Here is a 15168-nt window from a genome sequence, read left to right as displayed (position 1 = left end):
CGGAGTTTCTTTTTGAAAACCTGATCAACATTAATATTCCCACAAGCTCTGTTCGAAATCGAACATGTCGTTCTTGATGCGTTCTGATTCGTAAAGAGCATCAATATTGAAAGCGTAGGAATTGATGTATCTGTCGTAAACGTTTTCTTCTTTAACGATATAGCTATCGAAGATGCGCTTTTGCAGAATTTCATCGTAAGTCAAACGGGCGGCTGCATTGTTGCGGTTGAATGCAAACGACTGAGACAAAACCGTTCTCGTCTGTTCATCGTAAGGAATCCAACAGGGCTGTGACAGACCGTCTTCTTCCACAATAATCGGGCTGATGGCAATGATTCTGACTAAGAACTGCGATAATTTCTTGTCGAAATACCAGTCTTCCTTAATTCTGAGACGGGTGACGTTGAGCATACGATCCTTGAAAGAGACTTCGTTAGGAACTTCTTCACCGTCTTTCCAGATGACCGGCGGGTCACCAATCTTTGAGGAGGCCTTTTCAAAATCATCACGAGTCAACGGAGCAACCATGTCGTCGATGTTGTTTTCTACGCGGTAAGCAGTAATGTCGCCACTCTGAATGCCATCGTAAAGCACCGTTACAAGGTTTTTCCAATCTTCAGTCGGATTTGTCGGATAATAGAACACTTGATTGATTTTCTGACGGAAATCAATTTCACGGATGACGGTCTTCTTCCACATGATATTCGATTCCTGAATTTCAGGTTGTGGCGAAGGCTTCTTATCTATGATGGTCTGTTGCTGCGACGACATGATGCTATTCATAGGTGGCTTGATGTCGGTGGTCTGAGCCTTCAGACTGCCAACGAAACCGCCAAGCACCATCATGGCGAGCATTGAAACAAGTGTCTTTTTCATCTTTATTTCTTTTTAATGGTTATTATTATTTGATTTCAACGGCAAGCTGTGAGTCAAGGACCTTAGTCTTACCATCGTTACCCTTAACCTGGATAGCAGTGAACACAAACATATCACCGACATTTGCTGAGTTGAGGGCATTCTTACATTCGTCGCTGAATGTTGGGCCTGTAACCTTAGCTTCTTTTGTGGTACCAGCCTTGGTTCTGTACTTCATGGTGTAACCGGTCACATCGTAGTGAACGCCTTCGAAATCGAAGTCCTTCATTTCAGCTTCAACGCGGTTAGCAGCAAGCAGAGCTGACTTTGAAACCTTACCGTCAGCACCAACGTTTCTGATAAGAGCTGTTGGCTTTGGAAGGTCCTTGACACGGAAGTCAACGTTGCCATTGATGCCTTCGCGGCTGACATGGACAGTAACCTTGGTAGCACCCTGAGTAACTCTCAAGTTATAGATGCCATTACCAGCACTTGTAAGGGTAGCACCTGTAGCTGTGACGCTCAGGTTACCGCTACCACCGGCAGCAACACTGATAGGATTGTCAATACCGGCATAAACCACATTCATCTTGGTAGCCGAAACGCTCACGCTCGCCGGAGGAGTGACAGTGTATTCGCCTTCGAATGGATATTCGTTCATTTCGTTGGTCTTAGGGTCACGCATTTCGATGACACCAGTGTATCTGTGTGAACCAATACCACCGCCAAACTGCAACGGAATAACGCCTGTAGCATCGCTTTGGTATTCCTGGACAGCACCACCATCAAGAGAAATCTTAGCGGTAATCTGAGAATTCTTCCAAGCAGTTACCATAGCCTGAGCTACGTATGGCTGACCTGAAACGACGTACTTGCTTTCTGCAAACACCTTAGCACCGATGTTATCGAATGTGAAGTCGCTAGCGTGAATATCACCAGCCAGCTTGTTGATGGTCATTCTTTCAGCAGTCTGAATTTCAGAGACAATCTTATTCATCAAGGTGATGTCGGCAATCAAGACGGTGTGATAGAAATTGTATCTCTCCCAATCGATGACATCGCCACCTTTTGAACCTTCGTGATATTCGACAGCTTCGCCCATACCATCGGTATTGGTAACAAGACCGATTTCCTTGCTCAAAGCCTGTTTCTGTTCTGTAGTGGTTGATTCATCAGTAAGGGTATTCATCAGGAATGTACGGTACTCATCAATCTTTCCGCAAAGTTCGGTAGCTTTGGCATCTCCTTCTATAAGGAAAGCTGTAGGGTCATTGAAGTTATCACGGGCTTTTACGTTTGAAGTATTAATGGTGTACATGATTCTGTCGCCTGAAGTCACGGTCTTATCCCTATCGAGAAGAGGGGCTTCACCAGTGAAAGCAGTTTCAATATCAGGATTTTCCATTTCAATGTTGCTGGTGAGTTCCCATTTCAGAGCTTCAACATAATTGATGATTTCGTTGGTCTTCGTTCTCACTTCCTGAGCCTTATTCCAGAATGGACCGACTTTTTCAGGATCCATTGAATACTGTTCCTGAAAAGAAGCATACTGGTTGTTGATGGTCTGACCAATGCTATAGTTAGTTTCCTGAACACCGTTATTCACGATATCGAATGCGTTCAGGATGTCCTTTGAGACATTCATTGCTAACAAGGCGGTATAGACGAGGTACATCATACCAATCATCTTCTGCCTCGGGGTTTCTTTTGCACCTGACATATTCTTACTCTCCTTTTTTAAAAGTTAAAACTCGGTTGAAGTAGAATTATGCCTTGATGTTCATTGCAGACAGCATTCCACCGTAAACGTTGTTCAAAGCGGTCAAGCGTGATGACAACTGAGTCAACTGTTGGTTGAGTTGGCCAGCGTTCTGTGCTGAAGCGCTCATGTTTTCCATATACTTGTTCATTGTTTCAACCAACTTCTTGCTGGCAGCTGAAGTCTGTTCAGCACCCTGCAGCTGAAGTTCATAGATTGAATTGAGCGAGGTCATGCTATTGGCCACCTTCTTAATGGTGTTGGCATCGAGAGCGCTGAAGTCAAGCTTGCCCAATGATTCGGAAAGCTTCTTGTTGGTGTTGGTATAGTTGTTAGCGAATTCAGCGATGGTCTTGGTAGCATTGTTCATTGTGGTAGCATAGTTGTTGGTAGCAGCCATTGCGTTTGTAATGTCAGCTATCTGACCAGCATTCTGAGCCATCTTTTCAAGACCTTTACCAATCTTATTGAAAGTATCTTCACTGACATTCATCTTTTCGAACATCTTGCTCAACATAGCATCTTCAACGTTTGAAACGGCACCGTTTGATGAACCTGTATTGAATGAAGTTCTTGATTTGCCATCCCAATCTTCTTCCAATTCCACGAAGACATTGTCCCAAGCATATTCCAAGTGCTGTGGTTCGAAAGCTGACAAGAAGAAGATGAGAGCTTCAACACCCAGACCGACACCCAGCATAATATCAGCACCAGGGATGTGGGTCAATTTGAAGTAAGCACCAATCATAACGATGGATGCGCCCCAGCCATAAATGTAAGCCATAAAGGTTTTGTAGCTCTTAGTCTGTGTGAGGGCTTGGAATTTCTTAAAACCGGTAAGTTTTTCTTGTTCTTGTGATTTTGCCATGACAAATTTCTATTAAAGATTAATTAAATTGTTGATTATTATTTGTTTGTTATTTTCTTGATTATCTGTAAACTCTTGACATCTTTGGGTTGTCGCCCTTGTTACGGCCTAAGTAAGGCTGGATGCAACGGAAGCCAGTGTAACAGTTGGCTGAATCCTGATACTGATAGTCGCGGGTTGCGACTTCAAGATAATAAGAGACATCCTTCCATGAACCACCACGAACGACCTTGCGCTTCATTACAGGCGGATCGTCTGGACGAGCATTGTAGGTGTAGTTCGGGTTCATATCCCAAGTGAAGTTATAGACGTTAGGATCGTAGGCACTATTAGTCCATTCGGCAACATTGCCAGCCATGTCGTACAAGCCCCAACCGTTAGGAGGATAGCAGCCGACGACCAAAGTTCTCAGACCACCGTCAGCGAGGTAGTTGCCTCTTCTCGGCTTGAAGTTAGCCAGGAAGCAACCCTTGGCATTGCTGGCGTTAGGACCGCCCCAAGGATATGGGTTGAGCATGTTGCCACCACGGGCAGCCCATTCCCATTCGGTTTCATTAGGCAGGCGGAATTCCGAGAGGTCGACATCTTTCTTGGTACGGAGGTATGCATTCAGCAATTCAGTACGCCAGACGCAGAATGCACGGGCCTGCTGCCATGTCACGCCAACGACAGGATAATTGTCGTAAGCCGGATGCCAGAAGTATTTTTCCGTCATAGGATCGTTGAAGGAATAGGAATAGTCGTGAATCCAGCACAAAGTGTCAGGATAAACATTAATGGCCTCTGCACGTGTGTAAACGGAACGGTCGGTGTAGCCCTGTTTACGGTTCGACCATGCACCCTTTCTATCGACATTGATGCCAGCATCGGCTTCGCCCAACGAATAATCGTTTTCCTGCAATTTGCCATCAGCAAATTCCTTGCGAGCGGCAGCCTGCATATCAATCCAGAAATAGGAGTAATACAATTTTCTCGTGTCGATTTCCTTTCTACGGAAATATCTTTCGTGTTCAGGCAGATACATAGGCTCCAATGCTTCACGCACATCCTGATCCTTGCCGTTCCACTCGATTTTTTCCTTCCAGTTCAACCTTGGCGGATCGTACACTTCACCACTTTTGCTTTCGGTGATGGCGTACCTGTCAGGGAAACTTTCGGCAAGCAGTTGTCTTGCGATAGAGTCTCTGACCCAGTAAACGAACTGACGGTACTCGTTGTTGGTGATTTCGGTTTCATCCATGAAAAATGCAGGAACGGAAACCGTTTTCGGCTCGTTCATGTAGGATGCTGTAATGTCTTCGCCTCCTACGCCCATGGTGTAGCTGCCCTGAGGAACAAACACCATGCCGTAAGGATCCGGCTGATTGAAGGTTTTGTTGGTTTTGCGTACACCAACCAATTCACCTTGATTAGAATTGCCGCATGCGCTCAGGAGCAACGCGACCGAAAATACGAACAGTAGTCTCTTCATCTTCTTAACAATGATATAATTACTATTATTTTACTTCTTCTAAATTCTTATTTCTGACCTCAGACTTTCATCTAAGAACCGCCAAAATTAGAAAATATTATGATTGAACAAACATTTTTTTTCTCCAAACTGCTATATTTTTACAAGAATCGTACACTTCGATAGTCTCTTGGCGTGCGGTCAAGGTCTAACTTGAAACAATAACTGACCGCAATTTCATGCGAGCCAGGCACATCCAATCCCATTGTATTAATATCATACGAATAACCAATCATGATATCCTTGATGATTAATCCAACCATCAAGTCAATGGATTCCTGCGGACGGTAGTTGGCGCCCAAGGAAAACACATTATTATATACCACTTTCGCGCTCAGGTTAAATTGCGTTGCAGCGATATCGTTCATCACGCTGACGGCTGGGACAAATGTGAATGCTGGAAGCATCTCAAACGAGAACGGATAACCGGCAAAGAGATAGAAAGTGCGGTCGGTAGTGAAACTGGCACTGCTTTCGGCATTCTGCCCCAAAGCCTTGCCCATGGTTTCCAACACGTTGACAACGGAAAAACCGAGATAAAACGATTCGGGCACTTGCCAGAAAGCACCTACATTGAAATCGAACATCATGTCGCTTTCCTCGCCCAAACCTTGCAACAAAGGATCAGCGGAATTGGTCGACGTAAGTTTGCTGAAATCAACGGAACGGTTGAGCAAGGTCGCCGCCACGCCGATTCCCAATTTCGAGCCACCCAAATCCAAATGATAGGAATAGCCGAGGCCGACATTCGTATTGCTCTCAAAACCAATTTTATCCTGCACGATGGAAAGTCCCAGACCGCCGTGCAACACCTTGAAAGGCATATCGCCCGTCAAAAGGAATGTGGTTGGTGCAACTTCATTGCCATCGTTATCAGTAAATCCCGAATACTGCTGACGGTAAAGACCCAACACATTGACGCCCTGACTCATGCCCGCGAAACCGGCATTAGCGTAGGCATACGAATTGGTGAAATTAGTAAAAATAGGTGCTTGCTGGGCTTTTGCTCCTGACAAGACAGCCATCATCAAGGCCACGGTGAGTGCAATATGTCTGAATTTCTTACTCAATTTCACTTTTTGTTGTAGGAATTGAACCGCTAAAATACGAATTTAGTATTTACCTCAATCAAATAATTTTTCCTGTTATCATTCAAACAATTGAAAATCACGAATATAAATTCACTATTTTTTTACTTGAACAATCTGATGATATCGTTTCCATTGGCCAAAACCACCAAAGCAAGCACCAAAAACAGACCGATGGTTTCGGCAATTTCCATAAATTTGTCGCTTGGCTTACGTCGAGTAATCATTTCGTAGAGCAGGAAAAGGATGTGACCACCATCCAAAGCCGGAATCGGCAAGATGTTCATCACCGCCAAGGCGATGGACAAGAAAGCCGTCAAACGCCAGAACATGCCCCATTCAAAAGTGTCGGGGAAGACCTTGCCGATGGAAATGAAGCCGCCGACACTTTCGTAGGCCTTTGTCTTGGGACTGAAAATCAGCTTCACCTGCTTCCAATAATCGGAGAGCTGTGAAAAAGTTTCGCTGAAACCTGCCGGAATGGCTTCAATAAGCGTATAATCGGTGGTGCTCATTTCAAAATAGTCATTAATGTTGCCCATATAGACACCGATAATGCCCTCTGCGGGAAGATGCATGGCATATTGCAAAGTATCGGCATTGCGCAACACCGACAGAGTGATGTCCTGGTCTTTATATGCCTTTATGACACGGACGAAATTCTGATAATAAGGTGTGGAAATGCCGTTGACGCCAATGATGACATCGCCTTTTTCAACGCCGGCAACCTGCGCTACGGAATTATCGCCAAAATCCTGAACCACGAAAGGCGTCTGGAAAGAAATGAAATTGCCGTCCTGCTTGGCCAACAATTTCTGCAAAGCATCGTCAGGCAAAGTAATCAAAACCCTTTCGCCATTGCGTTCCACTTCAATGGTAGTGGCTTTTTCAAGGATGATCTGCATCGGAATCTGGGCGAAATTCTCAATATAATTGCCATCGACAGCCAGAATCTTGTCGCCGTCGCGGAGACCGAACTCATAGGCCAGACTATCAACGGAAATGCCGTATTTGTTGACTTCGGAAGTCGGCAGATATTGTTTGCCATAGCTGGAAAGCAATCCTATATAAATAATGAATGCGAGCACGACGTTCATAAAGACACCGCCAAACATGATGATGAAACGCTGCCAGGCAGGTTTCGAGCGGAACTCCCAAGGTTGCGGAGGCTGTTTCATGGCTTCCTTATCCATCGATTCATCAATCATGCCGGCAATCTTGTTGTAGCCGCCCAGCGGGAACCAGCCGATGCCGTATTCCGTATTATCGCTGCGACGCCAGTCATCCTCCGGCAAAGTGCTGAGGTCAATCGGGATGTAATCTTTTTCCTTTTTGCCATCGGCATTGGTCTTTTCGACGACCTCATATTTCTCAGGAACGTTTTTCGCAAAGAATTTCCAACGCAACTTGCCATTGACGCGTTTGCAGCGGACCAACGAAAAGCCCCAGTCGAAGAAAAGATAGAATTTCTCCACGCGGGTCTTGAAAATCTTGGCTGCGGTAAAGTGACCAAGTTCGTGTATGATAATCAGCAGCGAAAGCGCAAGTATGAATTGCAATACCTTAATTAATATAACCATGATGATTGTTTGTTTTCAGTGTAAAAAAGTTTGCAAAAATAATATTTTTCCGAATAGCACCGATTAATAGTTTGACTTGAAGTTCATGTAATCCTCAGGATTCAGCGCCATGCCATTGTACCAGATTTCGAAATGCAAGTGTGGCACTTCCTTCGATTTGCCGGCTTCACCCGACTCGCCCGATTCGCCCAAAATGGCAACGGCTTCGCCCGCTTTCACGAAATCGCCTTCCTTTTTCAGTAGGGTCGCATTGTGCTTGTAGGTCGAAAAATAGCTATTATCGTGCTGAATTCCAATTGTATAACCATTATCAATGCTCCATGTGGCGAACACCACGGTGCCATCGAGCGTGGCATTGATGATTTGGTTCTTTTCGGCAACAATGTCGACGCCATAATGGCCGTTTGCCGCATTGAAAGGCTGAATGATGGTGCCGCTCAACGGAACATAGAAATTCTTCACCTCCGTATTGCGCGAGACCGCCACCGGCGAAGCGAAAAGGTCGTATTGCGACGCGTTTTCAAATTCCATTCTCAGCAAGCTGTCCTGAATGGATTTCTTCAACATGATGGTGTCGAGCATCTCTTTCGGCAAAGGGGCATAGATATTAATCTCTTCATTGCAACTATCGGCGGCAAAGTCGTAACCTTCTATCACTTTCTGCAAATTGTAGAAATAATTGTCGCGTTTCTGCATTTCGACGACAAGCGAATCGGCGCGGCGGTTGAGGTTGTATACCTCGCGGTTCAACTTGGTATCGGCATAACCGGGAATGTATTCGCGCAAAGGCGTAAAGGCTATGATGAAAGTCGTGATGATGATGAGCAGCAAAGCTACGCCAATGATAACCAAAACCAGTTTCAACAGATTGAGGCGAAAATCCATGATGGGTTTTCGCGTCTCGTCGTGCGACATGAGGAAATGATAGGTCTGGTTGAGCCGTTTCAGCAACGATTTCTTCTTTTTTTGCTGCTGGCTGTCTTGGTTTTCTTCTTCCATTTTGCTTTCCTTTAAGGGATTAATTAACTTGCAAAAATAATAAATATTGCGTGTGATTAAGAAAATATGTTTAAGACGCGATTGATCGCATTTCTACATGAAAACACCATTTTTTGATAATGCGCAGGTATGGAAACACCGAAATCTTTGATAGTGCGCAGGTATAAGACCGTTTTCACAGGCAAATCGTCATGTATGGCGGAATTGAAATACGGCTACCTTCCACCGAAAGGTTCTTTGGATGTATCACGTATGATGCCTCTACCCTTTCATGAAACCTGATCCCGAATCTGTCCAAAGAAGTAGTTGTGTATCTTGCCGACGATTTCACCTCCATCGGATAAATCCTATATTTGGTTTTGCTCATGTTTGAAATCAGGAAATCAATCTCTATGTCGTTCCGGTGCTTTTCCTCGTTGTAATGCGTATAGAAAAACAACTTGTGTCCGTTTGCCACAAGCATTTGCGCAATCACGTTTTCATACAACATTCCTTCATTTAACGAAAGTTTGTTGTGCAAAATCTGTTTATAAAGCTGCTCATCGGCAATTTCATTTTCGCTGAAAGCGTGGCTGACAAGCAAACCCGTATCACCCATATAGCACTTGATGAAAGTACGGTCTTCGTTCAGGCTCAGTCCGACGTTCGGGTCGGTTGTGTTGAAACATTCGTTGACAATCATCGAATCGCCAAGCCAAAAGAACGTATCGGTATATTGCTCGAAATAAGAGCCTTTTGCAATTTCAGAGAACACAATCCGCTTTTCATGATTAGAAAGAAACGAAGGCAACTGGTCGAAAATTGAAAGTACCTTCGAACGGTATTGTGCATCGATACGCATGATGTCATTCCGGTAAAGCGAAAGGATGTCGCGTTTTTCGGCATCTGCCGCCGAAAAATTGCAGTCGTTTTCAAGAAACGCCGACACGCTCTGCGGCATACCGCCAACAAGCATGTATTGCTTGAAAAGCATCATCGCCTTGTTGTGAAGATTACGCTCCAAAGGCTTTTTTTCGGCAAAACACTCCTTAATGTAGGCAACGAGATTATCCTCATCGAAAGCCATTGCAAATTCCTCAAAACTCATCGGATACATTTTTATGGAACGTTCTTCCGAAGGAATGGTGATATCCTTTACGGCATCGCGGATTGAGATAAGCGACCCTGTTTCAATGTAATCAAAGCGGCCGTCCTTCACCAATTTTTTCACCGATTGGCGTGCCCTGGGATAACGCTGCACCTCGTCAAAGACAATTAACGAATCGCGACGGTGAAGGGTGACTCCATATTCGGTGCCGAGAATCATGAAAAAAGTATCCAAATCGTTCAGATAGTTCTCAAAACAATTCAAGACCACCGAACTGACATCGTTGAAATCGATGATGATGTAGGATCTGTATTCGTTTTTAGCAAATTGTTCCACAATGGTCGACTTGCCGATGCGCCGCGCGCCTTCGATGAGCAAAGCCTTCGTCCCCTTAGCCGTTTGCTTCCACTCAAGCAGCTTGTCATATATTTTTCTTCTGAAAATCATGGCGCAAAAATAATAATTTTTGACAATGCGCAGGTATGGAAACACCGAAATCTTTGATAGTGCGCAGGTATAAGGCCAAAACACATGGCATTTGCAATCCGATTAACAAATATTGATTTTGCTTTAAGCTTTCCGTTCCACGCAATAATGCGCCAATTCACGCAAGGCGGAAAATGCTTCGTTTTGCGGAAAACCATCCAATTGCTGCAAGGCAAAATTGACAAATTCCTGCATGCGGCTTTCGGCGTAGGCAATACCGCCAGAGGCGGTCACGCGCTCCACGATGGAAGGTAGCAAACTTGCATTTTCATCAATTTGACGAATGTCGGAGAGCAATTGCTGGCGCTCGGTTTCATTGGAATGATTGAGGCAAAAAATCAACGGAAGGGTGAAATTGTGCTCACGAATGTCGTTGCCGGCGGGCTTGCCCAATTCCGGCGAAGGCTGAAAATCGAAAATGTCGTCTCGGATTTGGAAAGCGATGCCCAAGTATTTACCGAATTGTGCCAAAGCGCCGATTTGCTGTCGGCCGGCATCAACAGAGAAAGCTCCTGTCTTGCAGCAGACTTCCATCAAAGTGGCGGTTTTTCGCGTGATGATATTGAAATAATCCGCTTCATTGATGTCGAAATGCGCAGCCTTGTCGCTTTGCATCAGCTCACCTTCGCTCATCAGGCAGGCGGTGCGAAGCACTTCGGAAAGGATGTCGTAATCGCCGTTTTCAGAAAGATTCAAGACGGCTTTCGACAAGATGTAATCGCCTGAAAGAACGGCAGTTCTATTTCCCCAATGCGCATTGACGGAAGGTTTGCCACGACGCAATCCCGATTCGTCAATCACGTCATCATGAATAAGTGTGGCCGTGTGAACCATTTCCACGAAAAGCGCGGCGCGATAGGTCTTGTCGTTGATTTCGCCAAAAAGTTTTGCCGAAAGCAAAACCAAAACGGGTCTCAGTTGTTTGCCTTTTGCATTCATCACATGCTGGAAAATGCCACAAAGCGGTTGACTTTCAGCCACAAGTTCCTTGTCAAGGAGCAGATTGAAATGCTTTAATTCCTCAGCGATGGGCATTGTAATGGTATTCAAATCCGGCATGATGATGATTTTGGCTGCAAAAGTAGGAAATTATGGAATGAAGAAAGTAGATGCTCTGAAAAATCAATAAAAAGCCGCGTTTGTAATAAACCACTTAGTAATAACTTTATTTGTAAATTTTGTAATAAGTTACTTAGTGAATAATTTTAGTTATATCAAAAATAATTTCTATTTTTGCAGCCTAAATATTGAGATATCTAAAGTTATATGGATGTTTATTCGTTGACAGATGTTGCGCTTCTTGCCATGATTGGGCGGAAAGTGAAGGAAACTCGGCTGGAGCAGAACATCAAGCAAAAGGATGTGGCCGAAAACGCTGGTATTTCGGTTTTTGCGCTGAGCAACCTTGAAAACGGACACAACTGTTCGCTGATGACGCTTATTCAAGTGCTTCGGGCGATGAACCGTCTCGACCTGCTTGAGGTGTTTTTTCAGGAAAGGCAAATCAGCCCGACGGCTTACGCAAGAATTCTTGATGGGGAGAAAGTCCGTGAAAGGGCGACGAAAGATGTGAAAGGCAAAAATACTGAATCGGAATGGTAAACCTCGCTAAAGTTTTTATTTGGGGCAAATATGTCGGAGCCGTGATGTGGGACGAAAAACGGCAGTCGGCATTGTTCGAATACGATGACGGTTTCAAATCAACCGGTTTGGAACTTTCGCCATTGATGATGCCCTTAGGTGACAGGATTTTTTCTTTTGGCAATTTGAACAAAGACACATTCCTCGGTTTGCCTGGACTTCTGGCCGATGCTTTGCCGGATGCATACGGCAAGGCCTTGCTCGACAGGTGGCTGGCAATGAATGGACGTACATTTGCCAATCCCGTTGAACGGCTTTGCTATCAAGGGAAACGCAGCATGGGGGCGTTGGAGTTCGTCCCGGCGCAAGACGTTCATCTTGAACAAAAATCAGAACTTGAAATCAGCTCTTTGGTTGAAATCGCGAGAGAGGTGATGGATAGCAAGACGCAACTCAATGCAAATCTGAATGACAACAGGAAAGAGGCAATTGCCAATATAATAAAGGTTGGGACTTCGGCAGGAGGTCAACGGGCAAAAGCCGTAGTCGCCTTTAACGAAAACACGGGCGAAGTCCGTTCCGGCCAGCTCGATGCCCCCGAGGGTTTCGGACATTGGCTTTTGAAACTCGATGGCGTGACAAATGCTTCGCTTGGCGATCCGAAACATTATGGCCGTATTGAATACGCCTATTATTTGATGGCAAAAAACGCTGGCATTGAGATGATGGAATGCCGTATCCTCGAAGAAAACGGACGGGCGCACTTCATGACGCGGCGTTTCGACCGTTTGGGTGGAAATGAAAAACTGCACTCGCAGACGCTTTGCGGCTTGGCTCATTTCGATTACAAGATGCTTCATGCCTATTCATACGAACAGGCGTTTCAAGTGATGCGTCGCCTCCGCTTGCCGTACAAACAAGCTGAAGAACTTTTTAGGAGAATGGTCTTCAATGTGATAGCCAGGAATCAAGATGACCACACAAAAAACATATCATTCCTAATGAATCAGAAAGGCGAATGGTCGCTCTCGCCAGCCTACGACGTCTCGTATTGCTATAACCCGAAAGGCGAATGGACTTCGCAGCATCAGATGTCGATCAATGGCAAATGGACAGATTTCACTGCTGATGATTTCCGTGCTGTGGCGCAAATCATCCACATTAAGAATTGCAATGCGATAATCGGACAGGTATGCGATGCTGTAAGCCAATGGAAATCAATTGCAAAAGGATGTGGAATACCGGACGAAACGGCAACTGCGATAGAGGGCAACTTGCTATACAATGCGTTCTGACTTTTTTGAGCCGGGCTTCTTGATTTACTCTCAAAGAAATTCAATTCGTATTGGATTCCAGCCGGAAGAAATCATGTCGAGGCTGTAATCCTATTGCCCACACTTGAAAAATTTCTTTCTATTTTTTTCTATATTTCTTGCAAAAGAAAAAAACTTCTTATTTTTGCGCCTGAAACTGAGGGAGAAATCTCAGTCTTCAAGAAGGCAAATTGTGCTTGTATCTTGAAATACGAATTCTGGAAAAATTAGTAAAGGGATATAAGACACGAAAAAGCCAGCCTATGTTGTATTCATTCAGCAATGCTGTTTGAAACATACAGGCTAGGTAAACAGTGTCTGTTTTCTTTACGAAGGTGTTCCAGAGCCTGTATTTCAAAAATAGTTACGATTAAGTTTCCTAGCCTTCTTTGCGCATTGTGAAACGGCTGAATCGGGGAAGCTATAGGCTTGAAAACAAATTGGTTATGCCATTATTCAGAGTGACTGTCAAAAACAGCAAAAACACAAACGGCGTGCGCATTGAGCGCGGCATGAGCGTTGACGTGGTGACAAACAGCATGAGCAATCCTGTAACGACCAATGGCGGCCAGCCCGTCGTGGATGCTTTCATGCGAATTTACGGAATTGATATTAGGAAAGCCGGAGCTTTGAGTATGGCTTGGCTGGATTGTGAAAGGATTGGATAAAAATAACTTGATTTTTTAAATACAATTAATTATGGAATGGTGGATTATTGGCGGTGCTGCTTACATATTACTCTTGGTAATAATAATTGCAATTACAAAGGAAGAATTAAAAAACCAAAAAGTGTTTTTTACTGGACCTCGGGCTGCAGGAAAAACAACTCTCATTAGATGGCTTTCAAAGGACGAACCTACACATTGTTATTCTCCTACAGGAACAGAAGAATGTACTATATATGAAGATGAAAAATATCACTATGTTCTTTGTGATATGGGTGGAGGTGTCAATTTTTTAGCGAATGGGGTCTTTGAAAAGAAATTGAAAGAATCTGATGTGGTGTTTTTTGTTTTTGATATAAATGAATATATGAACAACAATAGTTACAGAAATGATGAAGTGAATCCAAGGATTTCTTTTTTATGGGATAAAAAGGATTTGCTTAACGGAAAAGTTCTTATTTCCGTTGGAACGCATAGAGATAAGGTGAAAATGTCAGATGAAATGTTAAGTGATAGTGTCAAGAATTTGTTGAATGAGAAAGATTACAAATATGTGTTTTATGAACATCCATTGGTTTTGACTAATTTGACAGAAAGAAAAGGAGCAAAAACAGTTTTTATTACACTTAATGATGAACTAAAAAAAAGAAATAAACAATGAATGATTTTTTATGGAGTCAAGCCGCTTCGCGCGAAGAACCTGATCTTTTTGTAATAGATGGCGAATTGAGCCATTACTCTGGTAATGTTTTACAAAACGAAGCTATGGAATTTATGTCTTCCCTTGGCAAAAAATACAACATTAGGCATAGTGAAAGCGACAGCACGTCTCTCGCGTTTTATATTAAGAGAAATAAGGAAAAGAAACTTTGGCAGTTGAGTGGCAACTTTAAGGAGAAAGACGAAGTAGGAAGGAATCTTGTCTATGTTTTCACGACAAAGCAGTCTGAATTTGAAAAAATAATTGAAACTTTGAAGCGTTATTCTGAAATGCTTAATTTGTCGTTATATGAAACAGATGTTGAGAAATTTAGGGTTTTTTTTCTGAAAAATAAGAGAAAAAAGAAATTGATTCCCATCCTCATCGTCCTTATAACGCTCATTGGTCTCATACTTGCTTTTTGTAATAAATAATAAAATAAAATATCAAAAACAAAATCTATTTGTATGAACGAAAACAATCAACCATTGCCACAAGTGCTGTATGTGGCCACGCCAGAAAGAAAAAAGTCATATTAATACTGGTGCGTTAACTTTTTAAATTTTCTTGTAATGTGTTGGTTTTTTATAATTTATAGAGTTTTTTGACAAAATCGATTTGAAATTCTTTCGTTTCTTACTGGTGTTAAAATCTGTAAGAAATGAATTCTGGCAAAT

The 15168-nt window shown here is 43.6% G+C and carries 14 protein-coding genes; 5 read left to right on the top strand and 9 right to left on the bottom strand.

Going from position 1 to position 15168, the window contains the following annotated elements; genetic code table 11:
* Positions 1 to 30: 30 nt before the first annotated feature.
* The 9 genes from porN to AC06MN_RS00115 form a co-directional block, all read right to left on the bottom strand.
* Positions 31 to 876 carry a type IX secretion system ring subunit PorN/GldN gene (porN, locus tag AC06MN_RS00155; protein WP_475670327.1) on the bottom strand — a complete coding sequence of 282 codons (846 nt, stop codon included), beginning with the start codon at positions 874 to 876 and terminating at the stop codon, positions 31 to 33.
* 25 nt (positions 877 to 901) lie between these two features.
* Positions 902 to 2575, bottom strand: a complete 1674-nt coding sequence (gene porM / locus AC06MN_RS00150) for a type IX secretion system motor protein PorM/GldM (protein WP_475670326.1) — start codon at positions 2573 to 2575, stop codon at positions 902 to 904.
* A gap of 46 nt (positions 2576 to 2621) precedes the next feature.
* The gene (gene porL, locus AC06MN_RS00145; RefSeq protein WP_475670325.1) at positions 2622 to 3482 is read right to left on the bottom strand and encodes a type IX secretion system motor protein PorL/GldL; all 861 of its coding nucleotides are present in this window, start codon (positions 3480 to 3482) and stop codon (positions 2622 to 2624) included.
* Positions 3483 to 3543: 61 nt separating this feature from the next.
* Positions 3544 to 4953, bottom strand: a complete 1410-nt coding sequence (porK, locus tag AC06MN_RS00140; protein ID WP_475670324.1) for a T9SS ring complex lipoprotein PorK/GldK — start codon at positions 4951 to 4953, stop codon at positions 3544 to 3546.
* A 140-nt stretch (positions 4954 to 5093) separates the two neighbouring features.
* Positions 5094 to 6062, bottom strand: a complete 969-nt coding sequence (locus AC06MN_RS00135; RefSeq protein ID WP_475670323.1) for a PorP/SprF family type IX secretion system membrane protein — start codon at positions 6060 to 6062, stop codon at positions 5094 to 5096.
* 122 nt (positions 6063 to 6184) lie between these two features.
* Positions 6185 to 7660 (bottom strand): RIP metalloprotease RseP, encoded by a 1476-nt coding sequence (gene rseP, locus AC06MN_RS00130; protein ID WP_475670322.1) that lies wholly within the window; start codon positions 7658 to 7660, stop codon positions 6185 to 6187.
* A gap of 63 nt (positions 7661 to 7723) precedes the next feature.
* Positions 7724 to 8659 carry a M23 family metallopeptidase gene (locus tag AC06MN_RS00125; RefSeq protein WP_475670321.1) on the bottom strand — a complete coding sequence of 312 codons (936 nt, stop codon included), beginning with the start codon at positions 8657 to 8659 and terminating at the stop codon, positions 7724 to 7726.
* A 175-nt stretch (positions 8660 to 8834) separates the two neighbouring features.
* Positions 8835 to 10193, bottom strand: a complete 1359-nt coding sequence (locus AC06MN_RS00120; protein ID WP_475670320.1) for an ATP-binding protein — start codon at positions 10191 to 10193, stop codon at positions 8835 to 8837.
* Positions 10194 to 10316: 123 nt separating this feature from the next.
* A complete protein-coding gene (locus AC06MN_RS00115) occupies positions 10317 to 11291 on the bottom strand; it encodes a polyprenyl synthetase family protein (protein ID WP_475670319.1) in 975 nt (324 codons plus the stop codon).
* 207 nt (positions 11292 to 11498) lie between these two features.
* Here AC06MN_RS00115 and AC06MN_RS00110 point away from each other — a divergent pair, with 207 nt between their 5' ends.
* The 5 genes from AC06MN_RS00110 to AC06MN_RS00090 all read left to right on the top strand — a co-directional run bounded on the left by AC06MN_RS00110 (position 11499) and on the right by AC06MN_RS00090 (position 14925).
* A complete protein-coding gene (locus AC06MN_RS00110) occupies positions 11499 to 11834 on the top strand; it encodes a helix-turn-helix transcriptional regulator (protein ID WP_475670318.1) in 336 nt (111 codons plus the stop codon).
* Positions 11828 to 13108, top strand: a complete 1281-nt coding sequence (locus AC06MN_RS00105; RefSeq protein ID WP_475670317.1) for a type II toxin-antitoxin system HipA family toxin — start codon at positions 11828 to 11830, stop codon at positions 13106 to 13108. The genes AC06MN_RS00110 and AC06MN_RS00105 overlap by 7 nt, the downstream gene beginning before the upstream one ends.
* A gap of 464 nt (positions 13109 to 13572) precedes the next feature.
* Positions 13573 to 13794: a DUF6140 family protein gene (locus tag AC06MN_RS00100; protein WP_475670316.1), complete on the top strand. Its 222-nt coding sequence runs from the start codon at positions 13573 to 13575 to the stop codon at positions 13792 to 13794.
* Positions 13795 to 13825: 31 nt separating this feature from the next.
* Positions 13826 to 14452, top strand: a complete 627-nt coding sequence (locus AC06MN_RS00095) for a GTPase domain-containing protein (protein ID WP_475670315.1) — start codon at positions 13826 to 13828, stop codon at positions 14450 to 14452.
* Complete coding sequence (locus tag AC06MN_RS00090) at positions 14449 to 14925, top strand: hypothetical protein (RefSeq protein ID WP_475670314.1); 477 nt, start codon at positions 14449 to 14451, stop codon at positions 14923 to 14925. The genes AC06MN_RS00095 and AC06MN_RS00090 overlap by 4 nt, the downstream gene beginning before the upstream one ends.
* Positions 14926 to 15168 lie beyond the last annotated feature (243 nt).

The sequence above is a fragment of the Candidatus Limimorpha sp. genome, assembly GCF_056203535.1.
This window is presented reverse-complemented; position numbering and strand designations above follow the sequence as displayed.

Excerpts from the sequence above, each read along its gene's own strand:
- AC06MN_RS00110 (WP_475670318.1), top strand. The coding sequence starts at position 11,499 with ATGGATGTTTATTCGTTGACAGATGTTGCGCTTCTTGCCATGATTGGG.
- porK (WP_475670324.1), bottom strand. The coding sequence starts at position 4,953 with ATGAAGAGACTACTGTTCGTATTTTCGGTCGCGTTGCTCCTGAGCGCA.
- AC06MN_RS00105 (WP_475670317.1), top strand. The coding sequence starts at position 11,828 with ATGGTAAACCTCGCTAAAGTTTTTATTTGGGGCAAATATGTCGGAGCC.
- AC06MN_RS00090 (WP_475670314.1), top strand. The coding sequence starts at position 14,449 with ATGAATGATTTTTTATGGAGTCAAGCCGCTTCGCGCGAAGAACCTGAT.
- AC06MN_RS00100 (WP_475670316.1), top strand. The coding sequence starts at position 13,573 with ATGCCATTATTCAGAGTGACTGTCAAAAACAGCAAAAACACAAACGGC.
- AC06MN_RS00095 (WP_475670315.1), top strand. The coding sequence starts at position 13,826 with ATGGAATGGTGGATTATTGGCGGTGCTGCTTACATATTACTCTTGGTA.
- porM (WP_475670326.1), bottom strand. The coding sequence starts at position 2,575 with ATGTCAGGTGCAAAAGAAACCCCGAGGCAGAAGATGATTGGTATGATG.
- porL (WP_475670325.1), bottom strand. The coding sequence starts at position 3,482 with ATGGCAAAATCACAAGAACAAGAAAAACTTACCGGTTTTAAGAAATTC.
- AC06MN_RS00115 (WP_475670319.1), bottom strand. The coding sequence starts at position 11,291 with ATGCCGGATTTGAATACCATTACAATGCCCATCGCTGAGGAATTAAAG.
- porN (WP_475670327.1), bottom strand. The coding sequence starts at position 876 with ATGAAAAAGACACTTGTTTCAATGCTCGCCATGATGGTGCTTGGCGGT.
- AC06MN_RS00125 (WP_475670321.1), bottom strand. The coding sequence starts at position 8,659 with ATGGAAGAAGAAAACCAAGACAGCCAGCAGCAAAAAAAGAAGAAATCG.
- AC06MN_RS00120 (WP_475670320.1), bottom strand. The coding sequence starts at position 10,193 with ATGATTTTCAGAAGAAAAATATATGACAAGCTGCTTGAGTGGAAGCAA.
- rseP (WP_475670322.1), bottom strand. The coding sequence starts at position 7,660 with ATGGTTATATTAATTAAGGTATTGCAATTCATACTTGCGCTTTCGCTG.